At 43.7% G+C, this 23,478-nt stretch carries 21 protein-coding genes and 1 pseudogene; 8 read left to right on the top strand and 14 right to left on the bottom strand.

Annotated features, from left to right (window positions below; translation table 11 throughout):
• Positions 1 to 320: 320 nt before the first annotated feature.
• Positions 321 to 1,766, top strand: a complete 1,446-nt coding sequence (locus OCU56_RS16720; protein WP_261875068.1) for a catalase — start codon at positions 321 to 323, stop codon at positions 1,764 to 1,766.
• Positions 1,767 to 1,923: 157 nt separating this feature from the next.
• Here the strand turns inward: OCU56_RS16720 and OCU56_RS16715 are convergent, their stop codons facing one another.
• Positions 1,924 to 2,463 carry a GNAT family N-acetyltransferase gene (locus OCU56_RS16715; protein ID WP_261875067.1) on the bottom strand — a complete coding sequence of 180 codons (540 nt, stop codon included), beginning with the start codon at positions 2,461 to 2,463 and terminating at the stop codon, positions 1,924 to 1,926.
• Positions 2,464 to 2,639: 176 nt separating this feature from the next.
• Between OCU56_RS16715 and OCU56_RS16710 the strand changes: the two genes are divergently transcribed.
• Positions 2,640 to 2,975, top strand: a complete 336-nt coding sequence (locus tag OCU56_RS16710) for a DUF4156 domain-containing protein (protein ID WP_261875066.1) — start codon at positions 2,640 to 2,642, stop codon at positions 2,973 to 2,975.
• Between the two features lie 199 nt (positions 2,976 to 3,174).
• On the opposite strand, the gene OCU56_RS16705 is transcribed toward OCU56_RS16710, so the two are convergent.
• Both OCU56_RS16705 and OCU56_RS16700 read right to left on the bottom strand, forming a co-directional pair.
• The gene (locus OCU56_RS16705; protein ID WP_261875065.1) at positions 3,175 to 3,399 is read right to left on the bottom strand and encodes a hypothetical protein; all 225 of its coding nucleotides are present in this window, start codon (positions 3,397 to 3,399) and stop codon (positions 3,175 to 3,177) included.
• On the bottom strand, positions 3,392 to 4,594 hold the full coding sequence (locus OCU56_RS16700) for an iron-containing alcohol dehydrogenase (RefSeq protein ID WP_261875064.1): 1,203 nt from the start codon (positions 4,592 to 4,594) through the stop codon (positions 3,392 to 3,394). The genes OCU56_RS16705 and OCU56_RS16700 overlap by 8 nt, the downstream gene beginning before the upstream one ends.
• Positions 4,595 to 4,788: 194 nt before the next feature.
• Between OCU56_RS16700 and OCU56_RS16695 the strand changes: the two genes are divergently transcribed.
• Complete coding sequence (locus OCU56_RS16695) at positions 4,789 to 5,817, top strand: NADP-dependent oxidoreductase (protein ID WP_261875063.1); 1,029 nt, start codon at positions 4,789 to 4,791, stop codon at positions 5,815 to 5,817.
• Positions 5,818 to 5,885: 68 nt separating this feature from the next.
• Here OCU56_RS16695 and OCU56_RS16690 read toward each other — a convergent pair whose 3' ends face one another.
• On the bottom strand, positions 5,886 to 6,521 hold the full coding sequence (locus tag OCU56_RS16690; RefSeq protein WP_261875062.1) for an RpiB/LacA/LacB family sugar-phosphate isomerase: 636 nt from the start codon (positions 6,519 to 6,521) through the stop codon (positions 5,886 to 5,888).
• 614 nt (positions 6,522 to 7,135) lie between these two features.
• Here OCU56_RS16690 and OCU56_RS16685 point away from each other — a divergent pair.
• Positions 7,136 to 8,113 carry a transposase gene (locus OCU56_RS16685; RefSeq protein WP_261875061.1) on the top strand — a complete coding sequence of 326 codons (978 nt, stop codon included), beginning with the start codon at positions 7,136 to 7,138 and terminating at the stop codon, positions 8,111 to 8,113.
• A gap of 334 nt (positions 8,114 to 8,447) precedes the next feature.
• Here OCU56_RS16685 and cyoE read toward each other — a convergent pair whose 3' ends face one another.
• From cyoE to OCU56_RS16665, 4 genes are read right to left on the bottom strand one after another with little or no spacing between them, the layout of a single operon-like run.
• The gene (gene cyoE, locus OCU56_RS16680) at positions 8,448 to 9,344 is read right to left on the bottom strand and encodes a heme o synthase (protein WP_261875060.1); all 897 of its coding nucleotides are present in this window, start codon (positions 9,342 to 9,344) and stop codon (positions 8,448 to 8,450) included.
• Complete coding sequence (locus OCU56_RS16675) at positions 9,341 to 10,390, bottom strand: COX15/CtaA family protein (protein WP_261875059.1); 1,050 nt, start codon at positions 10,388 to 10,390, stop codon at positions 9,341 to 9,343. Before OCU56_RS16675 ends, cyoE begins: the two co-directional genes overlap by 4 nt.
• Positions 10,391 to 10,397: 7 nt before the next feature.
• A complete protein-coding gene (locus OCU56_RS16670) occupies positions 10,398 to 10,982 on the bottom strand; it encodes a hypothetical protein (RefSeq protein WP_261875058.1) in 585 nt (194 codons plus the stop codon).
• A 2-nt stretch (positions 10,983 to 10,984) separates the two neighbouring features.
• Positions 10,985 to 11,776: an SURF1 family protein gene (locus OCU56_RS16665; protein ID WP_261875595.1), complete on the bottom strand. Its 792-nt coding sequence runs from the start codon at positions 11,774 to 11,776 to the stop codon at positions 10,985 to 10,987.
• Between OCU56_RS16665 and OCU56_RS16660 the strand changes: the two genes are divergently transcribed.
• Positions 11,748 to 11,969 carry a DUF2909 domain-containing protein gene (locus tag OCU56_RS16660; protein WP_261875057.1) on the top strand — a complete coding sequence of 74 codons (222 nt, stop codon included), beginning with the start codon at positions 11,748 to 11,750 and terminating at the stop codon, positions 11,967 to 11,969. The genes OCU56_RS16665 and OCU56_RS16660 overlap by 29 nt on opposite strands.
• A gap of 32 nt (positions 11,970 to 12,001) precedes the next feature.
• Here the strand turns inward: OCU56_RS16660 and OCU56_RS16655 are convergent, their stop codons facing one another.
• The 4 genes and pseudogenes from OCU56_RS16655 to coxB all read right to left on the bottom strand — a co-directional run bounded on the left by OCU56_RS16655 (position 12,002) and on the right by coxB (position 16,232).
• Entirely contained in the window at positions 12,002 to 12,877 is an 876-nt protein-coding gene (locus OCU56_RS16655; RefSeq protein ID WP_261875056.1) for a cytochrome c oxidase subunit 3, read from the bottom strand.
• On the bottom strand, positions 12,874 to 13,461 hold the full coding sequence (locus OCU56_RS16650) for a cytochrome c oxidase assembly protein (protein ID WP_261875055.1): 588 nt from the start codon (positions 13,459 to 13,461) through the stop codon (positions 12,874 to 12,876). The genes OCU56_RS16655 and OCU56_RS16650 overlap by 4 nt, the downstream gene beginning before the upstream one ends.
• Before the next feature lie 18 nt (positions 13,462 to 13,479).
• Positions 13,480 to 15,033: pseudogene (gene ctaD, locus OCU56_RS16645) on the bottom strand (cytochrome c oxidase subunit I); the annotation flags it as partial.
• Between the two features lie 89 nt (positions 15,034 to 15,122).
• Positions 15,123 to 16,232 carry a cytochrome c oxidase subunit II gene (gene coxB, locus OCU56_RS16640; RefSeq protein ID WP_261875594.1) on the bottom strand — a complete coding sequence of 370 codons (1,110 nt, stop codon included), beginning with the start codon at positions 16,230 to 16,232 and terminating at the stop codon, positions 15,123 to 15,125.
• Between the two features lie 493 nt (positions 16,233 to 16,725).
• Between coxB and OCU56_RS16635 the strand changes: the two genes are divergently transcribed.
• Both OCU56_RS16635 and OCU56_RS16630 read left to right on the top strand, forming a co-directional pair.
• Positions 16,726 to 18,327, top strand: a complete 1,602-nt coding sequence (locus OCU56_RS16635; RefSeq protein WP_261875053.1) for a mechanosensitive ion channel family protein — start codon at positions 16,726 to 16,728, stop codon at positions 18,325 to 18,327.
• 1,079 nt (positions 18,328 to 19,406) lie between these two features.
• On the top strand, positions 19,407 to 20,780 hold the full coding sequence (locus tag OCU56_RS16630) for a YjiH family protein (protein WP_261875052.1): 1,374 nt from the start codon (positions 19,407 to 19,409) through the stop codon (positions 20,778 to 20,780).
• A gap of 73 nt (positions 20,781 to 20,853) precedes the next feature.
• Here the strand turns inward: OCU56_RS16630 and OCU56_RS16625 are convergent, their stop codons facing one another.
• Together OCU56_RS16625 and OCU56_RS16620 are read right to left on the bottom strand one after the other, a co-directional pair.
• Entirely contained in the window at positions 20,854 to 21,684 is an 831-nt protein-coding gene (locus OCU56_RS16625) for a methylated-DNA--[protein]-cysteine S-methyltransferase (protein WP_261875051.1), read from the bottom strand.
• Positions 21,681 to 22,553, bottom strand: a complete 873-nt coding sequence (locus OCU56_RS16620; RefSeq protein WP_261875593.1) for a DMT family transporter — start codon at positions 22,551 to 22,553, stop codon at positions 21,681 to 21,683. Before OCU56_RS16620 ends, OCU56_RS16625 begins: the two co-directional genes overlap by 4 nt.
• A 350-nt stretch (positions 22,554 to 22,903) precedes the next feature.
• On the opposite strand from OCU56_RS16620, the gene OCU56_RS16615 reads away from it, so the two are divergent.
• Positions 22,904 to 23,461 carry an outer membrane beta-barrel protein gene (locus tag OCU56_RS16615; protein ID WP_261875050.1) on the top strand — a complete coding sequence of 186 codons (558 nt, stop codon included), beginning with the start codon at positions 22,904 to 22,906 and terminating at the stop codon, positions 23,459 to 23,461.
• Positions 23,462 to 23,478: the final 17 nt, after the last annotated feature.

Genomic DNA, 23,478 nt, shown 5'->3' with positions numbered 1-23,478 from the left:
CACGCAGATTAAATACTGTACAACAAGGTGATCATTCATTTCGCTTACAGACAAATCAACATTAATAAAACTCTATGTAACGCATTAATAAACAAGATAAAAATTCAATTACCCCTCTACTGATAGCCCTTAAAATCCTAAAAATTGTTGTACTCAACTTTCGTGCATGCGCAATATAGCGATAAGAAACTGGTCCGACATCACACTATTATTCTAAAAATGGAAACTAAGAATGATACAGAATTGTTTTTTGATTCAAATCAAATTAAACAATTTATTAACATTGATAATCATTATCACAAACAAAAAAGGATGTGATTATGACCAAAAAACTCACTACGGCAGGCGGATGTCCTGTGGCCCATAACCAAGACGTTCTGACTGCAGGAAAAAGAGGCCCTCAGCTTCTTCAAGATGTATGGTTCTTAGAAAAATTAGCCCACTTTGATCGTGAAGTCATTCCTGAGCGTCGCATGCACGCTAAAGGTTCCGGTGCCTACGGTACCTTTACGGTTACCCATGACATCACGCAGTTTACTAAAGCTAAAATTTTCTCTGAAATTGGCAAGAAAACTGACTTATTCGCACGTTTTACTACCGTCGCCGGCGAACGTGGTGCTGCCGACGCCGAGCGTGATATTCGCGGATTTGCTGTAAAATTTTATACAGAAGAAGGCAACTGGGATCTCGTAGGTAATAATACCCCAGTGTTCTTCCTACGTGATCCACTTAAATTCCCGGACCTAAACCATGCGGTTAAACGAGATCCTAGAACTAACATGCGTAGTGCTGAAAATAACTGGGATTTTTGGACTTCACTGCCTGAAGCACTGCACCAAATCACTATCGTCATGAGCGATCGTGGTATTCCTGCAAGCTATCGCTGTATGAATGGTTATGGTAGCCATACGTTCAGCTTTATCAATGCTGATAACGAGCGATATTGGGTAAAATTCCATTTTAAAACGCAGCAAGGCATTAAAAATCTTACTGATCAGGAAGCCGAAACCCTAGTAGGTAAAGATCGTGAAAGTCACCAGAAAGATCTCTACGAAAACATAGAAAATGGCGCTTTCCCTAAATGGGATTTGAAAGTACAGATCATGCCAGAAAAAGATTCAGAAACCGTTCCTTACAACCCATTTGATCTGACTAAAGTATGGCCACATGAAGACTACCCTTTACATGATGTCGGTGTGTTAGAGCTCAACAAAAACCCACAAAACTTCTTTGCCGAAGTAGAGCAATCGGCGTTTAACCCGGCGGCGATCATACCGGGAATAGGCTTCTCTCCTGATCGCATGTTACAAGGCCGTTTATTTTCCTATGGTGATGCGCAGCGTTACCGTTTAGGAGTAAACCATCACCAAATTCCGGTAAATGCTCCTCGTTGTCCGGTACACAGTTATCACCGAGATGGTGCAATGCGCACCGATGGTAACTATGGTTCAACCATTGGTTATGAGCCCAATCAATACAATGAGTGGGCTGAACAGCCGGAGTTTTCTGAGCCACCTTTAGAGTTACAGGGCGTAGCTACCCATTGGGATCATCGTGAAGATGATGATTACTTTACCCAAGCTGGGAATTTGTTCCGCATCATGCTAGATGATGAGAAACAGCGCCTATTTGAAAACACGGCTCGTGCGATGGACGGAGTATCGCTACCAATAAAACATAAGCATATCAAACACGCTCTACAAGCGGATAAAGCTTATGGTGAAGGGTTAGCTAAAGCGATGGACATCAAGTTATCTGAACTTTAAAGCTAGGAGAAATGATGCCAGAAGGGCTCTTTCAAATCTTTGCCTTACAGGAAAGCTACCTTATCTTATGGTAGTAAAATAGCGTAACCAGAATAAAACCCCACTGCTAAACTTGTGGGGTTTTTATTGCCTTGTATTGCACAAATAAGCCCCTTAATCACGCCGACTGTGCTTTTAACGATAATCTATAGATATGATCTGTGTACAGATTACCGCCGATACAATAAGCATTGGCAATACTTTGATGGAAGGTAAAGCCTGAGTTTAATAACACTTTCTCAGAGGCCACATTGCCTTTTGTTACTGTCGCTAAAAACTCATCTATTGCATGACGCTCTCTTGCCCACTCCAGCAGGCCACGCAATGACTCGGTCGCAAAACCTTGCCCATAAAAGCTCGGTAAAAACATATACCCCACTTCTGCTACCCCATCTTGCATGCAAAACCCTGTAAGCCCAATGCTCTCATTGCTGTGCCTATGGTTCACTACAAAGCACAACCAGTGAGTAGACTGCGTATTCCACGCCTGAAGTCGACAATGGAAGCGTTGTTTCATCGCCTCAATACTAGGAGGATCAAAGCACAGTTGAGTGACAAGCGGATTTCGGTGTAACTCATAAAATAGTGGCCAATCTTCGGCGGTAAGTGCCTTTAATGTAAGTCTTGTGGTCTCTATTATCACTGTGTGTCCCTTCATGTTCCCTATCCAAACGCAGTGCTCTTTACCAAATGGGACTAAAAGCAACACTTGCCATAGATAAAACTAATTAAATCAACTAAATAATTCAACTTACACCATGCATCTATTGAGCAGAGATGGCCTCTGTTTACTATTATCATTGTACGTCATTGCTACTTAGGAATTGCCCCACCATGAAACCTCTGTTGTGGTTTTTTTCCATTACCTTGATAACAGGGTGCAGCGCTCCATCGAATAAACTCATGTTAGAGGCCAAACAGGTACAAGTGATAACCAATAATGCCCCTGCGGTCATAAACTGTAATTGGGTGGGTGAGGTAACGGGAAGTGAGGGACATTGGTATTCTTATCTTTTTTACCCCAATAGCGTATTAGTTCGAGGTGCGGTGAATGATATTAAAAATAATGCTTCGCGATTGAATGCCAATACCGTTGTGCTATTAAGCCCTCACTACTTCAAAACCTCTGTCACCTTTCTTGGGACGGCGTATCAATGCCCTGCCCCCTAATTTGTGGGAGCAGGTGCGCCATCATAAAGATACCGAGAACCACCCACGTCCATTGGAGGAAGTGGCATTGCCACAACGTTTGGCTGCCTCTTCTAACGTAGAAAATCGTTGATTTAGTGGCATTTACAATTCTAATTAAAGGTCACTTCAACTATTTTTTACCAAGAAATTCATCGCTTTAAAACGATAAAATCCATCACTAGTCTTGATTATCCTCGTCGGCTTGTAACGACTTAGCTGCGTCTCTGACCGCCCAAATACAAAGTGCCATCATAGTGAAGGGGATCGCAGCAGCAACGTACTCTACCCAACCTAGTTTTGCTAATAACGGAGATAAAATAATATGCCCAAAAATCGAAAGTAGAGCGACTACGATCATGGCTAAGGTAATTCTCATTTGGCTTTTAAGGGCGTGATTACTCATCGTTGGTCGACTCCTTCAGTAACGTTTTTAGAATGTCCTGACACTGTTCACAACTCATTTCCACAGGCACGGGATATTCTGCAAAAGCTTCCTTCATGGCTTGTTTTGCGATGTGTGGAATGTCACCGCCTTTTAGCTCATCCACTTGCTGAGGGATGGCAATTTGCAGTAGCAGTTGCTCGACCATGGCGATAAATTCATACCCCATAATCTTATCGGTATCTTGCGCCACTAATCCCGACTCACTAGCTAATTGAGCGATCACCCTCATATTACCCAGAGCAGTAAACCTCAAAACCGAAGGAAGCACTATCCCATTCGCTCTACCATGAGGGATATGATAAAAAGCGCCAAGTTGATGCGCTATGGCATGTACATAGCCAATATAAGTGCGAGTAAAGGCAAAACCAGCCTCGTAACTGGCTAGTGCCATCTCTTGTCTCGCCAGTAAATTATCACCATCCTCTACCGCAATAGGGAGCCACTTAAACACTCGCTCAATGGCACGAATACTGTATCGTCGAGTGTCTTGATTCGCATAGCCACTCAAGTAAGACTCTATGGCATGCGTCAAAGCATCGGCTCCCGTTTCTGCGGTAAGTGTAGGCGGTAAACCTACCATCAATGTCGCATCTAGCACAGCAGCCTTCGGTACTATAAAGGGGTCCGTTATGGCGCGTTTTTTACGCGCAGAAACATCACTGATGACCGAAGCAACCGTCACCTCAGAGCCCGTACCTGCGGTTGTTGGTATCGCAATAATAGGGTAAATAGGACGATGAACTCGAAACAGACCAAGTATGTTGCGGATATCCTTGTTCGTTTTAGCACTAGCCGAGATGGCTTTAGCACAGTCGATCACTGAGCCACCACCTAAGGCAATAATGCCATCACATTGGTGACGGATAAATTGTTGAACGCCCCTGCGCACAGTTTCGAATTTAGGATCGGGTTCGATGTCATCAAAAAGATGATAGGCTAAGTCGTCACGTTGTAGAGTGCATAATATCGGCTCAACGATACCTAAGCTGGTTAGCGTTTTATCCGTTACCAATAAGGGACATTCAATATGAAACTCTCTACATAATTCACCCACTTGTTTTGCCGCGGTGTAACCTACAATAAGTTTTGGTATTGGTATAGGAAGCGCTTTTAAAAAAGGTTTTCTTACATTCACTAATATGGCATGCAGCATCCGCCAATCCTTGGTTTTCTAGCGATGTTTCCATCCTAATTCAACCAAGCAATGACTCAACTAAAATAGACTTAACTTGTTATGTGGCTTCGATAAATAGACTTAATCGCCTTTCTCACCGCCGCGTATGAATAAATGGTTTACACTGGGGTGAGTGAAATCTTAACCTAATATCAATAATGGGAATGTAACCAATGACAGCCATCAATCGCCAACTTGTTCTAGCCTCTCGCCCCGTTGGTGCTCCAACAACGGAAAACTTTCGTTTAAATCATGGGGATGTACCCAAAATAGGTACTGGCGAAGTCTTGTTGCGCAGTGTGTATCTATCTCTAGATCCTTACATGCGTGGCAGAATGAGTGATGCCAAATCTTATGCAGATCCTGTCGCCCTTGGTGAGGTTATGGTCGGGGGTAGCGTTTGCCAAATAGTCGAATCAAATAACAGTGAATTCACCAAAGGTGGGTGGGTACTCGCTTATAGTGGATGGCAAGACTACTCAATATCTAAGGGCGACGGTCTACTAAAGTTGGGAATAAATCCCCAACACCCTTCTTATGCGCTAGGGGTGATGGGAATGCCAGGCTTTACCGCTTATATGGGCCTTCTTGAAATAGGTCAGCCAAAGGCTGGAGAAACAGTTGTCGTCGCAGCTGCCACGGGTGCTGTAGGTTCTATGGTGGGTCAAATAGCCAAGATAAAAGGCTGTAAAGTCATTGGTATTGCAGGCAGCGATGAGAAATGCAGCTTTGCCGTCGATAGCTTAGGGTTTGATGCTTGTATCAATCACAAAGATCCGGATTTTGCTACGCAACTGACGAATGCTTGCAGTAATGGTATTGATGTTTACTTTGAAAATGTTGGAGGAATGGTATTTGATAATGTATTACCTCTGTTAAATACCTCAGCGCGCATTCCATTATGCGGTTTAATTTCGCAATACAACGCAACCTCGCTACCAGATGGACCTGATAGGTTATCAATGCTAATGGGGCAACTTCTGGTGAAACGAATTAAAATGCAAGCTTTTATTATCTTCGATGACTATGGCCATCGTTATCCTGAATTTGCCCAACAGATGACCACTTGGTTAAGCGAAGGAAAGATCGTCTATAAAGAACATCTTATTCAAGGGCTGGAAAAAGCGCCAGAGGCTTTCATTGGTCTTCTACAAGGCAACAATTTTGGCAAGTTAATCGTACAAACCAATCAGCCACTGTAATCCAACCACTATAAGTAACAACAAGGCCAGCAGGTGTGCTGGCCTTAATGTATATAACCCTTCAATAATTAAGCAATAACAGAGCGCACGTACTCTGCGATCTCCGTATCTTGACAGTTAGCAAAGAAGCACTCTTGAAAATGCGCACTGCCTACGGCTTGTTTAACCAGCGTTTGATCGATAGCACGTAAAGAAGACACGACGTCTTTGCAAACTGCAGATTTTACATTATTCAAAATAGCGGCATTGGCTTGTTGAGGCGCGGCACGCTCAACTGGGTACCCTTCGCCACGAGTGCCTGTAAATGCTTTTTCAAAAATATAACGCACGTTTAATTCACCGGCCCAACCAAAGCCTTTAGCAAAAGCTAAAGAAAGTGCATTGCCGTTATTAATTTGGTTGAAAAGGAATGCATCAGAAGGCTCTAGGCAATAACCACACACTACTCCGGGGTGGAGGTTACAGGCCATCAATGCACCTTGCCCTGTGCCACAACCCGTTACCACAAAGTCTACAGCTTTAGAGTTCAGAAGAATGCTCGCCATAATACCTAGGTGAACATAAGTTAAATGATGATCGTTTTCATCAGTCATACCTAGGTTAAAGACATCATGACCTAAGCCACCAGCGACGTTGTTTAGCTCAGTTGCTACCATTGCATTTTTAGGTGCTTGGCTGTTTTCCATCATAAGTGCGATTTTCATTGAATACTCCTACAGTAAACTGTAATTATTTTTATATTAAGTATTGGGCTGAAGATAACATGGCTTATGTTACCTTGCTCGCACACGACTAAGTTACATCATTCCATAGCGTGGCAATACTCTGCCCAGTGTTCTTTTACATAGTCATCACGTGTCATTAAGAGCCATGATAAACTCGCTTATCTAACTTGAAATGCCGACACTAAGAGCGTGTTAATCTCAGCCACCTCAAGCAACCCTGAATACATACACAAGTTAATGCTCGGCTCGCTCTATGATTCATCTATTATCAATATTAAGCACTTGTGCTTTGTTACAAGCCACTGCTCTCTACATATGAATTCTATCTCAAGCTCACGCATTGACTATACATACTCACGACAGATACCCCCTACCTGATAAGTATGCCTCTTATACCAAACCACATGCCCAAAAAAGCATGTACAGCGTTGATACAGAGTACTATAGCAATTTTTGAAACCCTATTTCAAATAAAAATGAAACATAATTTTATTTCCCAGAATCCTCCCCCTCAACCAAGCCACCCATAGTAAATAGCAAGAACCCCTATCCTCAACTAAACTCATTTCAGTCACCAATGCTGGAGTACGTTTATGCCATGCCCTCGCAGAACTCAAATTAGTATTGAAGATACGCCCTACTACCACTGTTGTAGCCGTGTTGTCAGGCGTGCTTTCCTCTGTGGTCACGATTCATATTCTGGTAAAAACTACGACCATCGCCGAGGTTGGGTTGAGGCACTGCTGACCAAACTAGCCACCGTATTTGCCATTGATGTGGCCGCTTTTGCCATAATGTCCAACCATTTACATGTGGTGTTACGCATTGATATCGATAAAGCGAACAATTGGAGTGATAAAGAAGTCCTTGAGCAGTGGCATAAGTGTTTTAAAGGCGATGCCTTAACGCATAAATTTGTCCAAGGTGACCTAGTCGAAGCGTTTGAACTCCCCCAACTCAAACACGCCATCGCCACTTACCGTAGCCGCTTGTGTGACATTAGTTGGTTTATGCGTTGTTTGAATGAGCCTATAGCGCGGCAAGCAAATCAAGAAGATAACTGCACTGGCCGCTTTTGGGAGGGGCGCTTTAAATCACAAGCCCTACTTGATGAGACGGCTCTATTAACCTGCATGGCCTACGTGGATTTAAACCCCATTAGAGCGAAAATGGCCACAACGGTTGAGCAATCAAACCACACCAGCATTCAACTGCGCATACGAGCTGCAATAAAAGGTGAGCAACCTAAAACCTTGTTACCCTTTGTCGGAAATGAGCAGCAACATCAAGATAAAGGGATTCACTTTTCATTATCTGATTATCTCAGTTTAGTGAATGAAACCGGACGGATTATTCGTAATGATAAGCGAGGCAGTTTGGATGATGCTCATCCGTCACTTCTTGAAAAAATGAACCTTTCTCAAGAGACGTGGCTGAAACTGATAGTAGAGTTTGGCCATTTATTCCATGGCCCCGTCGGGACACTAGAAGAGATGACTTCCTATTGTGAACATTTAGAAAAACGACGACGGCATTTTTCTAGATGTTGTCAGCATCTGAAGCACAGTTAATGGCCCTGTAGTACGTATTTTATTAAAGATTGATACCAACTAGCTCATTGGTAGATTGAGCATGCTTATTTTTTAAGTTTCCCACACTCATTTCTAGTAAACCGTCCCTCTTTGCGCCTTTTTCTCTTCACAAGCAACAAATTGTTCGATGATGGAATAAAAATACCTATTGAGATGCTTAATAAGAGATAACTATGGGTGGCTAGACTTAAGAGTCGCTAGACTTAAGAGTCGCTAGACTTAAGAGTCGCTAGACTTAAGAGTCGCTAGACTTAAGAGTCGCTAGACTTAAGAGTCGCTAGACTTAAGAGTCGGCTTTTTTTAGTGGGGGGGATCATAGGTAATGGTCTATTAATAGGGCTATAAATAGTAGCATCAAATGATAGATGGAGAACTTGAATGTGGTCATGGCTTGTTTGTTGTCGGATTTGTATTTTAGCTTCCATGCATGGTAGATAAAGCCTGCACTTAATATCGTTGAACTGGCAAGGTATATCTGGCCACTCATACCCACAACAGCAGGCATTGCACAGACTACTGCCAATAAAATGGTATACAGTAAGATGCTAGTTTTTGTGTATGAGACGCCGTGTGTAACAGGCAACATTGGGATGTCAGCCTTGGCATAGTCCTCTTTGCGATGAATGGCTAACGCCCAAAAGTGGGGTGGGGTCCAAATGAAGATAATCATCACCAATAACCATGCGTTAGCATGCAACTCTCCAGTGACAGCAACCCAGCCAAGCAATGGTGGCATCGCCCCAGCAATACCGGCAATCACAATGTTCTGTGGAGTGGCTCTTTTCAGGTACATCGTATAAATCACCGCATAACCTAACAGACTGGCAAAAGTTAATAGTGCTGTTAGCGTATTCACCCCCAACCATAAGACAGCAAAACCAGCCATACCAATAGCCGTGGCAAAGATAAATACTCGAGAAGAAGAGAGTTCGCCAGATGGAAGAGGTCGTTTGTAGGTGCGTGCCATAATAGCATCAATGCGTTGGTCAATAAGGTGATTAAATGCGGCGGCAGAACCTGCCATAAACCCTATGCCTAACAAGGCGAACAATGATTGCTGTAATGGCAAAGCGCCGGGCATAGCCAAGCACATCCCTACCACAGCGGTTAACAACATCAGCGCCACCACTTTCGGCTTTGTTAGCTGATAGTAGCTATACAACGCACTTTTTTGGCTAACTCGTGTTTGTGTACCAACAAGGTGACTCATAGCAAATACTCCCTTTCAGCTTCATGAGTACGTGCACGTAACGCGCTCACTTTCATCCATAAAAAATACTGTGTTGCGACTAAGGTAACCAACAACAACGCCGCGCCTAAGTTATGCATCACTGCATTCAGCAAAGGTAGATGAAACACGACATTAGCCATTCCCAAACCTAACTGAATGATAAGCCCAATTCCTATCGCCGTTGCGTAACCTCTTGCGGCTATTAACGAAGTTCGCCACAGCTGAACTATCAATGCGAGTAAGGCTATACTCGTCACCATGGCACCCACTCGATGAGTCACGTGGATTGTCATTCGAGCGCTATAATCCAATACTCCAAACTCGTAATTATCAAAGCCTGTTTGCACCAAGTTAAAACCATTGTAAAAATCCAAATGGTTTTGCCACTCTCCCTCACAGATGGGTAAGGATGAGCACATCAACGCCGCATAATTGGCAGATGTCCAGCCACCAAGCATGATTTGCACAACTAACACTAAGGTGGCGCAAACAGCAATCCCGCGCACCGATCGCAAAGTAGAGTGGGGAAGTTGGCTACACGCCAGAGAAGCGCTTCTTAAATGGCACTGTAAGAGAGTCAATAAACTAAATAACGTAAACCCTCCAAGTAAATGAAGCATCACAATCGCAGGCATCAACTTTAACGTCACTGTCCACATGCCAAGGGCGGCTTGAGCGATGATCACGCCACTTAATACCACCGGCAACACTTTAGACGTAACTGAGTTTTTCCAAAGCAAAAAAGAAAGTGCGAACACGACTAAGCCCAATGTACCTGCAAAGTAACGATGAATCATTTCCAGCCAAGCTTTCTCTACTTCTAACACTCTTTCAGGAAAACGTTGCTGCGCTTGCGCTATCTCTTCTGCCTGCATGGGGACAGCAATTTTCCCATAACATCCAGGCCAATCAGGGCAACCTAGCCCCGCATCTGCAAGACGGGTATACGCACCCAATGCAATCACCAGTAAAGTCATGGCTAATGCAACCCAAGTTAATCTCTTTACTGAAATGCATCCTTGCATACCTTACCTACCCCACTCTGGAGAGCTTTAATATTTTCCGAACATCAGCAATTAAACCTTTGTTCTGCGACACCAAATTAACATCATTAACCTCAGGGTATCGCATCACCCATTGACCTAAAGGATCAACCAATAAATAGTCCTGTGCCTTAACTGGCACGGAGGATTGATCAAACATCAAGATGGGTTGATCTTGCCTATTTTTCGCCAGCCAAGCACTATCCGAGATTTCTGAAACGAGCAAAGTAATCACTACCCGCTCACTGTAAGCGCCCAAAGCAATATAGCTTTGATTCAATAAATGCCACCTTTGCTCACACAGGGCATCACATTGCTCTGGCACAATAAACGCCAACTGCCACCTTTCGCTCACGGGATTAACTAACCCCGCATCAGTAAAAGTAAACCTAGGCTCAATGAGTATGCCCTTATTAGTCACTCCAGATTGATACCACCCTTGATTGAGAATTAAATGCGCGGCAATAACGGGAACGGCAAAGATGAACAATAGAGCTAGCAGCTTCAAACGCCCTTGCTTTTGTTGCTGGTAAATCGTTTGGCCTTGCCGAGTTCCTAATGTGTTTTTGAGCATAGTCATTCCTTAACTTTTCTCTTTCTTAAGACAAACAAAATCACCAGCACCGCATACACTATCGCCATGGAAAACCACTGCAATGCATAGCCAAAATGCTTCTGTGACGTCATTGGGTAAGGGGACCAAAGCATAGGTAGATCACTATCTGGTATAACGCTAGGCTGAAAAACAAAACCCAATAATGGCTTCTCTAAAATCACCGCCAATTGCTGTAAATTCAGATTCTGAATACGAATAGAGGTGGCCATCTGCTCTGCCATCACATCATGGCTGAGGGGGTTGGCACTTTTTTGGTACACCCTGCCACTAAAGGTTTGCTGTTCCTGACTGTTGATGGCAGTGACAGCAGGTAATGTATCTCGTGTTACAGCTGCATTAATAAAACCTAATTCAACCAACAATAGTCTACTTTCACCCTCTACACTGACACTCATCGGTTGCAGTACCCGATAACCTACCTTGCTATCATGAGTGACATTATCTAAATAAATTAAAGGTTGTGATTGCGCAGTCACAGCCACTGTTAAAGGGTATCCCGTCACATTCGATTGCGCGGCAAAACTGACCACTTGCTCAATAGACAACGCCGGCATTTGATCTCTTGTCAGCAATTGCTGCTCTAAGTGCTGCTTTTCCTCTCCTCGCGAAAGTTGCCAAAAACCTAATTTGACCAAAACCACAAACAGAGCCACAGTTAATACCGTCGCTACTATCCAAAATGCTTTTACCCCAAGAACTTTATAAGAAGACTTAGAGGATCTGATGGCACCACTACTATTCAAATCAATCATCATCCTGTGTTTGCTGTTTATCGTATTTAATCTTGCCCTTGCTCTGGTGAACATGGTGCGTGAAAAACCCGATAATCCCACTGCCATGACTCGCTATTTAGGGCGTCGTGTTGTCCTCTCTGCGGTGGTTATCTTGTTTCTGATCCTGGCATTAAAACTAGGCTGGATTATCCCCAACCAAAGGCCATATTAAGTAAACGGTTCTGCGCCTTACAAAGCCCGTTTCTACAGCACATACACAAATATGAACAAACACAACCACACCACATCCACAAAATGCCAATACCAACTGCCCGCCTGAAAAGCGAAATGATTGTGGGCTGAAAAATGATCTTTGCTAATTCTAAAGAGCAATATAATCAGAAAGAGTGTGCCAATAAAAACATGCATTCCATGAAAACCAGTAAGCAAAAAGAAGGTGTTGCCATAAATGCCAGATTGCAATGTGAGCCCCATATCTTGGTAAGCATGGATATACTCTTCGGCTTGATAAAACAGGAAAAAACCTGCCAGTACAATGGTCAACTCAAGCCACACAACCAACGCCATACGCTTGTTTTGCTCAAGGCTGACATGAGCCATATGTAGAGTGACCGAGGATAACAGTAAAATAACGGTGTTTTTTAGCGGTAATCCCTGCCACCCCATCGCTTGAGTTGTCACCCCTGCCGGCGTTTCCGTGAGAGGCCACATAGCTTCAAAAGATGGCCAAAGCACTTCATGAGTCATCACGTTATTATCGGCTCCGCCTAACCAAGGGACGGAAAACATTCTGGCGTAGAATAAAGCACCAAAAAAGGCACCAAAAAACATCACCTCAGAGAAAATAAACCAACTCATCCCTTGTTTAAAAGATCGTGTGATCTGCTCGCTGTAATATCCCGCCAATGATTCTTGAACCACGTTGCTAAACCACCCTGCAAGCACCACCAGCAAACCAATAAACCCAAGCCCCAATAACCAAGGGCCCACGCCTCCTTTTTCATCCATAGTCTGCACTGTCATACCGGCGCCTACGGCAATAAAAAACAGAGCGAATGCTGCAATTAACGGCCACTGACTTTGTGCGGGAACATAATACGTTGACGGCTTGTCGTTCATAGTGCATCTCCTTGCATTTCATACTCCGGTACGGCAGAGGAGGCGAATGTTTCATTGGTGTTATCCACACTATCGCTGATGTCATAAAGGGTATAAGACAACGTTAGTGTATGTATGGAATCGGGCAGATCGTGTTCTACATAAAATAGCAAAGGGAGCTCAGCTTGTTGCTTAGCCTTTAAGGGTTGCTGATTAAAACAAAAACACTCTATTTTATTAAAATGGGTCGCGCCCAAACCGGGTGTTACCGATGGCACAGCTTGTGCTACCAGCGCTGATTGAGAATGATTAGTGGCAATATAGGCGGTGCGAACCACCTCCCCAGGATGAACTTTTATCACCTTACTTTGTGGCTCAAAAGCAATGGGCAAACCAGCAGAAATATGCGACACAAACTCCACCTTAATGGTTCGGGATTTATCCACTTGCATCGCTGTAGGGGGAACGGCCGCCACCGTAGACGTTTTACCGTTAATACCTAATTGCTCACACAAAATGTCGTACAAAGGCACCAAGGCAAAACCAAAACCAAACATGGCTAAGGTGGCGCCGCACAGTACCAGAGTGAGTTTTTGATTCGACATTCCCTTGCCCATAATGCGTTAATCCACTTTAGGGGGCGTCGAAAATGTATGATGAGGTGCGGGGCTAGGCACAGTCCACTCTAATCCTTCTGCACGCTGCCACGGCTTAGCGGGCGCTTTTTCCCCTCCTCGAATACATTTGATCACCACCCATAAGAAAATAAGCTGAGATAAGCCAAAGGCAAACCCTCCTATAGAGACAATTTGGTTCACATCGGCAAACTGGATAGCGTAATCGGGTATTCGCCTTGGCATACCCGCTAACCCCAAGAAATGCATCGGAAAAAACAACACATTGACCGAGATGATAGAAGTCCAAAAGTGCACTAGGCTAAGGCGTTGGTTGTACATATTGCCCGTCCACTTTGGTAACCAATAATAGGCGGCAGCCATAATGGAAAATACCGCACCAGACACCAACACATAATGAAAGTGCGCCACCACAAAGTAAGTATCATGATACTGAAAATCCGCCGGAACAATGGCTAACATCAAACCGGAAAACCCGCCAATGGTGAACAGTACAATAAAGGCGATAGCAAATAACATGGGCGTTTCAAAAGTTAAGGCCCCTCGCCACATTGTCGCCACCCAGTTGAATACCTTCACCCCAGTTGGCACCGCAATTAACATAGTGCAATACATAAAGAACAGCTCGGCAAACACCGGCATTCCTGTGGTAAACATATGATGCGCCCAGACTAAAAATGACAACAGCGCAATGGAGCAAGTGGCGTACACCATAGAATGATAGCCAAACAGTTTTTTACCACTGAAAGCAGGAACTATGGCTGAAATGATGCCAAAGGAGGGCAAGATCATAATATAAACTTCAGGATGGCCAAAGAACCAAAATATATGCTGGAACATCACCGGATCGCCCCCTCCTGCTGCGTCAAAGAAGCTCGTTCCAAAGTACTTATCCGTCAGTACCATAGTGACAGCACCAGCCAGTACAGGCATGACAGCAATGAGCAAAAATGCGGTGATAAGCCAAGTCCAAACAAACAACGGCATTTTCATAAAGTTCATACCGGGAGCACGCATATTAAAAATGGTCACAATGACATTAATCGCCCCCATGATGGAACTGATCCCCATAATATGAATGGAGAACACAAACAGCGCGGTACTATCAGGCCCGTAAGTGGTAGAAAGCGGCGCATAAAACGTCCAACCAAAATCAGGGCCACCACCGGGCATAAATAACGAGCTTAATAAAATAAGAAACGCAAAAGGTAGAATCCAAAAACTGAGATTATTCATCCTAGGTAACGCCATATCTGGCGCGCCAATCATCATAGGGATCATCCAGTTTGCCAATCCCGTAAAAGCAGGCATCACCGCACCAAACACCATCACTAAGCCGTGCACTGTGGTCATTTGATTAAAAAACTGTGGCTCAACTAATTGCAACCCAGGCTGAAAGAGTTCAGCGCGAATCACCATAGCCATGGCACCACCGGTAAAAAACATGATCAAGCTAAACCATAAATACAAAGTACCAATATCTTTATGGTTAGTAGAGTAAATCCAGCGTGCGATGCCTTTTGCTGGCCCATGATGTTCATGCTCACTCACAGTCGCGCCTTGCTCACCAGAAGCGGTGAGATCATCGGTCGCCGAACTCTCATAGGTAGAGGTTTTGTCGTACGCTTTCATCAGTCACCCTCCGGATTCATTTGCGCATTAACGTCAGATGCCTGCACGACGTCACCGGTATTGTTGTCCCATGCATTACGCTCATACGTCACCACCGCAGCTATTTCTTCTGCCGTTAATTGTGTTGCAAACGCCTGCATGGCAGTGCCATTCACCCCATTCATAATAATATCAATGTGAGTGCCTACTTCCCCTAGAACCACTGCACTTCCTTTCATTGCAGGAAATACATTTGCTACACCTAAGCCATTACTTTGATGGCATACCGCACAGCGCCCCTCATACACCTCTTTACCTAAAACCATAAGTTCATCCATGCTCAAGGTTTTTTGTAACGCTTGTTGTTGCTCAATTTTAGCCGCAGCAATTTCCTGCTCCTTACTTTGCACCCAAGCATCAAATTCGTCACTGCTCACCGCCTTAACCACAATCGGCATAAAGCCGTGATTACGACCACACAACTCTGCACACTGACCTCGGTATATCCCCGGCTTATCTATTTTTGTCCATGCTTCATTTATAAACCCTGGAATGGTATCTTTTTTCACCGCAAAGTCAGGCACCCACCATGAGTGAATCACATCATCAGAGGTCATAAGAAAACGGATTTTTTTACCTATGGGCAAAACGAGTGGGTTATCCACTTCAAGCAGATAGTGTTCGCCTTTTTCATCTATCCCTGTAATTTGTTCATTACTCGTAGATAAATAACTGAAAAACGCCACATCATGCTCAAAATAACGATAATGCCATTTCCATTGTGAGCCAGTAATCTTAATGGTCAGATCCGATTCACTCGTGTCTTCCATCTCAATTAAGGTTTTCGTCGCGGGAATGGCCATACCAATCAAAATAACAATGGGGATAATCGTCCAGATAATTTCCACTTTGGTGCTTTCATGAAAATTGGCTGCCACCGCACCTTTTGATTTACGATGCTTAATAATGGAGTAAAACATCACGCCAAACACCACCACGGCGATAGCAACACAAATATAAAAAATCAGCATATGCAAGTGATAAACCTTGCCACTGATTTCAGTTACACCTTGAGTCGTATTAAAAGAGGAAGTGCCTGTTTCAGCCTGTGCGAGAGAAATACTGCCCATAATAAAAAGTACACACACCGCAAACCGACACACGACATTTCCCCACCCTTGCAGGGCTTTTGAAAACCGTTTTTTTTCAGCAAACAGCACTCTTTCCATCAACGGAGCTGCGGTTGAAAATGGCATAGTGTTATGTGATTGAATCGTGTTTTGGTCTCGCATTAGCGTGTCACCCTCCTGGTGAGCCAATGTTGAGGCCGGAATCTAACCAGCTCATCAGAACATTTGAACGTCAATGCATATCTGGCGACAACAGTCAGGTATGCGCAACCCTAAAGATTTAAGCACACGCTCGGCAGGTTATCTGAGCAACCCTTCGATACAACCATGTTATATTTATGTTAATAAATGCTAGTTTAGATTAAATAACAATCAAGAAATCCATGAAATTACATTTTACCGTCAGCAAAATTTGCCTTTGTTAACTATACTCAACCAGATACCAAATATTCTCTAACCCTATATTTTTAAACTCATTTTAAGAGACCACATCATGCGTAAAGGATTATTACTGCTTGTTTTTCTCTGCACGGCTTTTATTAAAGTTGCAACCGCTGCAGAAATGGATCACCTCTTACAACAGCAGAGCCAGTTTTCTGCTCAGATCACTAAAATAGAAGCGTCATCGGGAGAAGAAGCCTTATTTATAGAAGATGTGTTAAGACGTAAAAATGGGGTTCTCAGAGAGAGCATCGCTAATTTAGTGACAACAGCGCCCGATAGCGAAGGGCTAAAAACACTGATCCCAGCCCAAGCCACTATGCTACAAGCATTGATCGTGCATGCTGATAAACAGTCAGAACAACTGTTTAAAGAAGCACGAAATGCCAGTGGGGCGGAAAAAGCAGAATTTCAATTTCTCGCCCAACAACGCATCAGTAGTATTGATATCTATTACACTGAACTCGCCACTACCTTTACTTGGGCCAAAACCTTAAACCTAAAATTAGATGACAGTGGATTTAAACAAGACTTACAACAACGTAGTCAAATTTTATACGATATTGTCATTTACATAGACAGTCGCAAAAAAGCCCTTGATGAACGCATGACCTACACCACGGAAGCCGATAAACCCGACCTAGAAACACAAGTGGTGGCATTGGCTCAGTTACAACGTTTTCTTCTGGCTAGTATGAATAATACCGTCACGCTAATGTCGGATTTTGGCTTAGACGTAACGGATTATAAACAGACCTTATTTGCAATGACTGGCGACATCAACGCCGATGTATTAGATGTCAATGTGGCTATGGGACTGTTCAGCCAATGGCTGGATTCTTTTAAAGATTGGGCCTTCGATAACTCCCCATCGCTACTGGTCAAATTGTTAGTGTTCTTAGCGATTTTATGGGTCACCCGAATTTTATCGAAAATCATCGCCAATCTTGTGAAAAAAAGCGTTTCGCACTCAAAAATGGACTTTAGTGTGTTAATGCAAGACTTCTTCATCTCCATAGTGTCAAAAGCCGTCACCTTTATTGGCTTGCTCATCGCTCTGTCTCAAGTTGGTATCAACCTAGGCCCGCTTTTGACCGGTTTTGGTGTGGCAGGGGTCATTATTGGCTTTGCATTACAAGATACCTTGTCTAACTTTGCGTCAGGATTAATGATTCTGATCTATCGCCCATTTGATGTAAAAGACTTGGTTCAGGTGGCGGGAATACAAGGCACAGTCAGCCACATGAGCTTAGTGTCTACGACTGTTCGCACGCTAGATAACCAAACATTAGTCATTCCAAATAATAAAATTTGGGGAGATGTCATTAATAATATGACCTCTGAACGAGTGCGACGTGTGGATATGGTGTTCGGCATTGGCTATGACGATGACTTTGATTTTGCTAAGCAAATAGCCATTAAAGTGCTAGAAAATCATGACCGAGTGCTAAAACACCCAGAGATGAATGTACGAGTACATACATTAAATGAGTCTTCAGTGGATCTTATCGTGCGACCTTGGGTAAGAACGGATGATTATTGGGATGTGTACTGGGATGTCACAGAAGAGATGAAACGTCAGTTTGATGCTAATGGCATTACTATTCCATTCCCTCAACGGGATGTGCATATTTACCAAACAGAGCAAGCGTAACCGCTCATATTGTGCATAGGATGCACTCCTATGCACTTATCTACCCTAGTAGAAGCCCTGCGCATATTATTAAAATTTTTGATTGTAGAATCACTACTTATCGAAAAATTCCGCCTTGTTTTCGAGCATTTTCCCAGCGCTATTTCTGAACACTTACTTAGTGTGATTGGTATGTAAAGGCAACGGACAAAAAACAATAGGCAAAGAAAAACCCCGAGGGCTAAAAGCCCATCGGGGTTTATTGTTTTACTTGCAGCAATCCGGCTACTAAAAAATGCTCCATGCATCTAGTCCATGATAGTGTGCTAATCCTAAGCTTAATCCTTACTCGCCATCCTAGCGGTGTCCAATGCCTTATCCTGGCAGACCAATATCCTTACTGGTATTACTCACTTATTCCTTGAGCGGTGTCCCTTACATCGTCCTGATGTTTATTCCTTCCTCTATCCTAGAGGTGTCCATTGCGTTCCGTTGCAAACTACCATCCTAGTAGCTTCTGTGTCCATACAATGTCCAAATATCCTTATCAACGCCATCCTAGTCGTTGTTCTTCATCCTGAAGAGTCCTTAAATGTCTGCTTCCTGCTGACAACTAAAGTTTCGCTGTTTTTAGCCCCGTATACAATGGATTATGACATTTAACTTTACTTTTATCCTATAGGCAAATCCGATATATGATTTAAAATCAACGACTTATAACAACAAAAAGGATATTGCGCATTCAATATTTAATTGTTTTCCTACGCTTTTGTAAGAGATCTCTTACACGGCGAATGGCACTTTACACCCCGCACTATTTGCTCTAATTAAACAGCATTCCATCCCTCACCATTCTGAGTTGACATTCCCCCTCATTCCTTACGATTGGCCAGCAGATCCATGCCAGCAAAATACATTTTTCATTATAAAAATCAGGGGTATGTCCCAAACAGAGAGGATGCCCATGAATAATTACACATCATGACTGAATAGGATTGCTATCCCACTCCAAGATACCGTATCCTTGCTCACAAACCAGTTGCGTAATAGCGACTAAAAAACACACTGTCATTATTAAGATGTTAGACGCGAGTTAACCCATGCATACAAACAACACCACGACACCTTCTACACCGCCAACGAAAGGCAATTTTTGGATGTTTTTTATCCCATCCATCCTCGGGCTATTCCTGTTTATGGCTCCTATCAGCTATGACGGAAATCTCACTATTCCCGTCGCTGTATTAGCAAAAACGCTCCAAGCAGCATTAGACAGTAGCTTAATCGGTATCGTGACATTCATCATTGCCAGCATGGCACTGGCCTCGGTTGCTTGTGCAATAAAAACGCCACCATTTATCGCCAATAGCCACTTCTTAACCGGGTTATTTAAACCATCACCACTATGGTTAGCGGTACGTGTCATTGGTGGTATCGCCGTCACTATGACCTACTTTCAAGTTGGACCAGAAGCGATTTGGGAGGAAAATACCGGAGGCTTAGTGTTGGATGGTTTATTGCCTACTCTGTTTTCCGTATTCATTTTTGCCGGCCTACTGCTCCCTTTACTACTCAATTTTGGCCTGCTTGAATTGTTCGGTACTCTACTGAGTAAAATTATGCGCCCCTTGTTTAACCTACCCGGACGCTCTGCTATCGACTGCATGGCCTCTTGGTTAGGTGACGGCAGTGTCGGTATTCTTCTCACCAGCAAGCAATACGAAAGTAAATTTTATACCCAAAGAGAAGCGGCGGTCGTCGGCACCACATTCTCGGCCGTTTCCATTACTTTTAGCTTGGTCGTGATTGCACAGGTAGAGCTAGAACACCTGTTTCTTCCCTTCTACGGCGCCATTTGTTTGGCTGGATTTGTCGCGGCAGTCATCATTCCACGCCTCCCCCCCCTTAGCCGTAAAAAAGATACCTTTATTGATGGGACAAAACCGAATCATGATGCCAATGCCATCCCACAAGGCCACAGTACATTTTCATGGGGCATGGATCTGGCTCTGCATAAAGCAGGACAAGTCACCTCATTTAAAAAAGTCATCTCTGAAGGGGTTAAAAACGCCGTTGATATGGTGTTTGGCGTACTGCCAGTGGTGATGGGGCTGGGCACAATTGCATTAGTTATTGCTGAATACACTTCCGTGTTCGCTATTCTAGGAAAGCCTTTTGTTCCCTATCTGGAATTATTGGCCATTCCTGAAGCCGCCGCTGCTTCCCAAACCATAGTTGTAGGTTTTGCCGATATGTTCATTCCGGCCATTCTTGCCGCTTCCATTGACAGCGAACTGACCCGTTTTGTGATTGCAGCAATGTCAGTCACTCAATTAATTTACATGTCGGAAGTGGGGGCTCTGCTGCTTGGCAGTAAGATCCCAGTAAATATCGGCGAGCTCTTTGTCATCTTCATTTTACGTACCTTGATCACCTTACCTGTCATCGCCGGTGTCGCCCACCTCATTTTCTAACCTCATAATGCCGTCCGATAGAGAGGTGATCTCTATCGGGCTTACCCTGTTCTAAAAGCAACTTTGCAACAAATTAGCTTGCACTCTGATGAGCCGCCTCCCAGCCCTGAATGGCCACTTTTCTATCACTTCCCCAACGAAACTGCCCCACATCACCATCACCACGAATCACTCGATGACAAGGGATCAAAAAGCCAATGGTATTGGATGCCACCGCGCTTCCCACTGCCCTCGATGCCTTTGGCGAGCCTATTGTATTGGCGATCTGCGAATAAGAAAATAATTGCCCTGACTGGCTTTTCATTAATGCTTCCCATACTTTTATTTGAAAGTTAGTGCCTTTCACTAGCAGGTGAACCTTATTGCCATTACCTGAAAATATCGTATTAGCAACCCCCTGTGCATCCGCAGGTGTAAACGTTGCCAGAGGCCATTGCTGCTTTAAGATCGCTTCTGTTTCTTTAGTATCATTATCCACAAACTGTAAAAAGCAGATGCCGCGTTCTGTCCATCCCACAACCGCATAACCAAATGGGGTATAAGCACAGCCAAAGAAAATCACCAATTGCGCCCCAAGGTTTTTTGCCTCCCCAGGAGTCATCGCCTCACAAGACACCAATAAATCATGTAGGCGACCAGTGCCCGATAAGCCAATATTGTCCGCAACTTGCAATAAATTCTGTGACGTCTTTAATTCTTGTAATGCCCTTTCTTTGGTCATGGATTGCATAAAACGTTTTGGCGAAATGCCGGCCCACTCGGTAAAAACCCGCTGCAGATGATATTCGCTAAGGTGCACCTGTTGGGCCACTTTGGCCAAACTCGGCTGTTGGTCTATATTTTGACGAATATATTCAATCGCTTTTTCTACCGTTTCATAATGACGTTGTTGATTGATATTCATGCCTGTCTCTTAGTAAATAACATCTTCTTCACAGAGAACCCTGTGACTAGCATAGTGCCTCCAATAACAAATAACGCACCAAATGCCGTGTTCCAACCCACTTGCTCATCTAAAAATAGATACCCCCATAGAATACCAAACAGCGGAATTAAAAACGTCACCGACAAAGCAGAAGGAGGACCAATATCTTCTATCAAACGAAAATAGAGTAAATAAGCCAGCCCTGTACATACCACACCAAGCAAAATGACGGAGATAGATATCTGTACATTAGGCATCTCTCTAATGGGTAAAAAAGGCAGCAATGGCAAGATAATGAGACACGCCGCCCACATGCTTCCGTGAGCATTATCAAACGAAGATACTTTAGGCGCGCTCTTGGCATAGTTACTGGCGATGCCATAGCAACACGCTGCCATCACCCCCGCCACTATCGCCCACTCTGAGCCTGATGCTAAGTGACCACGATCAAAGCCAACTAAAATTGACACACCAATCACACCACAGATCAACCCAAGTACCACTTTCAATGTTGGCAAGGTTCGTGAACATACAATGCTGATCGCCGCCCCCCAAATGGCAGCCGTAGAGTTCAATATTGACAGTATGGATGCTGGAAGAACTTGAGCTGCATAGGCGAATAACAAAAATGGCAATGCCGTGTTAAACAGACCAATAATAAAAAAGTGTTGCTTAAAACGAGCGAACTCAAGACGTTTCTTTAAATAAGTGGCCACCGCCAACAAACTCAGTGCCGCAAATAGGACTCTTGCTTCAATTAAATAAGCCGGTCCCAGTGCGTTTGCTGATATACGCATAAATAGGAATGAGCCACCCCAAATAGCGGCCAAAGTGATGAGCCGTAGCATGCTGGTTAAAGTCAAAATAATACGCCTTCTGTGCTGAAAAAAGAGAGCAAAATATTGCTTGAGTAAAGTGTGAATGCTCACGGGTTAATGCTCAACCCGATTCTTGCGCAATTCATTCCTATAAGCTCTCTTTATCACAGCGAGAGATGAAAACTTATGTATTCCATTTGCATAAAATTATGACTAACCTCACACCACCGAACAACTCATTAACATTTTTCACTTTAGGTCTACTCAATTCAAACGTTTTGTTAAACAATGGGTTAGGAAGATAAACAGACTATTCTTGGTATAAACATACAGCCAAGCTAACCATTCTAAGTAACATTTACTGAGAGGGATTTCAGCCGATGAAAAAAATAAGTTTAGCTGCTTCACTCATGTTTGCAGTATCAACGGCCTCCATAGCCGCCGATACCAATGCACATGAGCCACATTTTTATGGTGGCATTAATTTAGGCATGACCAGTTGGGGCAGTCTTGGCTCAGACGTGACCAATGCAACAGGTATTGATGATTCAAATGTTTCTTGGGGAGGGTTTGCTGGCGTACAAACTTTACCATGGCTTGCTTTTGAGTTCGGCTACCAAAACTTAGGTGAAGCTGATTTAAAAAATGTTTCCGGTAGCTATGATGCGCAAACCATCAATCTTACCGCCAAATTTTCCTACGATGTGGCTCCGCAACTGGCTATCTATGGCAAATTAGGCACGCAATGGTATGACTGGAATGCCAATGGCTCAGGTGTTTATTCAAATGATAATGGATGGACCCCTCATTTAGGAGCAGGACTTGCTTACGAATTCAACAAAAACTGGTCTGGCGCACTAGACTATACATGGTACAACGACATTGGTGGCCCTGATATCAGCTATTTTGGTATTGCGGCAATCTACCACTGGCGCTAAAAACAACACAACCTGAT

It is taken from the genome of Vibrio rarus, assembly GCF_024347075.1.
GTDB classification, from domain to species: Bacteria; Pseudomonadota; Gammaproteobacteria; order Enterobacterales; family Vibrionaceae; genus Vibrio; species Vibrio rarus.
This window is presented reverse-complemented; position numbering and strand designations above follow the sequence as displayed.

Excerpts from the sequence above, each read along its gene's own strand:
- OCU56_RS16720 (WP_261875068.1), top strand. The coding sequence starts at position 321 with ATGACCAAAAAACTCACTACGGCAGGCGGATGTCCTGTGGCCCATAAC.
- OCU56_RS16715 (WP_261875067.1), bottom strand. The coding sequence starts at position 2,463 with ATGAAGGGACACACAGTGATAATAGAGACCACAAGACTTACATTAAAG.
- OCU56_RS16710 (WP_261875066.1), top strand. The coding sequence starts at position 2,640 with ATGAAACCTCTGTTGTGGTTTTTTTCCATTACCTTGATAACAGGGTGC.
- OCU56_RS16705 (WP_261875065.1), bottom strand. The coding sequence starts at position 3,399 with ATGAGTAATCACGCCCTTAAAAGCCAAATGAGAATTACCTTAGCCATG.
- OCU56_RS16700 (WP_261875064.1), bottom strand. The coding sequence starts at position 4,594 with ATGCTGCATGCCATATTAGTGAATGTAAGAAAACCTTTTTTAAAAGCG.
- OCU56_RS16695 (WP_261875063.1), top strand. The coding sequence starts at position 4,789 with ATGACAGCCATCAATCGCCAACTTGTTCTAGCCTCTCGCCCCGTTGGT.
- OCU56_RS16690 (WP_261875062.1), bottom strand. The coding sequence starts at position 6,521 with ATGAAAATCGCACTTATGATGGAAAACAGCCAAGCACCTAAAAATGCA.
- OCU56_RS16685 (WP_261875061.1), top strand. The coding sequence starts at position 7,136 with ATGCCATGCCCTCGCAGAACTCAAATTAGTATTGAAGATACGCCCTAC.
- cyoE (WP_261875060.1), bottom strand. The coding sequence starts at position 9,344 with ATGAGTCACCTTGTTGGTACACAAACACGAGTTAGCCAAAAAAGTGCG.
- OCU56_RS16675 (WP_261875059.1), bottom strand. The coding sequence starts at position 10,390 with ATGCAAGGATGCATTTCAGTAAAGAGATTAACTTGGGTTGCATTAGCC.
- OCU56_RS16670 (WP_261875058.1), bottom strand. The coding sequence starts at position 10,982 with ATGCTCAAAAACACATTAGGAACTCGGCAAGGCCAAACGATTTACCAG.
- OCU56_RS16660 (WP_261875057.1), top strand. The coding sequence starts at position 11,748 with ATGGCACCACTACTATTCAAATCAATCATCATCCTGTGTTTGCTGTTT.
- OCU56_RS16665 (WP_261875595.1), bottom strand. The coding sequence starts at position 11,776 with ATGATTGATTTGAATAGTAGTGGTGCCATCAGATCCTCTAAGTCTTCT.
- OCU56_RS16655 (WP_261875056.1), bottom strand. The coding sequence starts at position 12,877 with ATGAACGACAAGCCGTCAACGTATTATGTTCCCGCACAAAGTCAGTGG.
- OCU56_RS16650 (WP_261875055.1), bottom strand. The coding sequence starts at position 13,461 with ATGTCGAATCAAAAACTCACTCTGGTACTGTGCGGCGCCACCTTAGCC.
- coxB (WP_261875594.1), bottom strand. The coding sequence starts at position 16,232 with ATGGGCAGTATTTCTCTCGCACAGGCTGAAACAGGCACTTCCTCTTTT.
- OCU56_RS16635 (WP_261875053.1), top strand. The coding sequence starts at position 16,726 with ATGCGTAAAGGATTATTACTGCTTGTTTTTCTCTGCACGGCTTTTATT.
- OCU56_RS16630 (WP_261875052.1), top strand. The coding sequence starts at position 19,407 with ATGCATACAAACAACACCACGACACCTTCTACACCGCCAACGAAAGGC.
- OCU56_RS16625 (WP_261875051.1), bottom strand. The coding sequence starts at position 21,684 with ATGAATATCAATCAACAACGTCATTATGAAACGGTAGAAAAAGCGATT.
- OCU56_RS16620 (WP_261875593.1), bottom strand. The coding sequence starts at position 22,553 with ATGCTACGGCTCATCACTTTGGCCGCTATTTGGGGTGGCTCATTCCTA.
- OCU56_RS16615 (WP_261875050.1), top strand. The coding sequence starts at position 22,904 with ATGAAAAAAATAAGTTTAGCTGCTTCACTCATGTTTGCAGTATCAACG.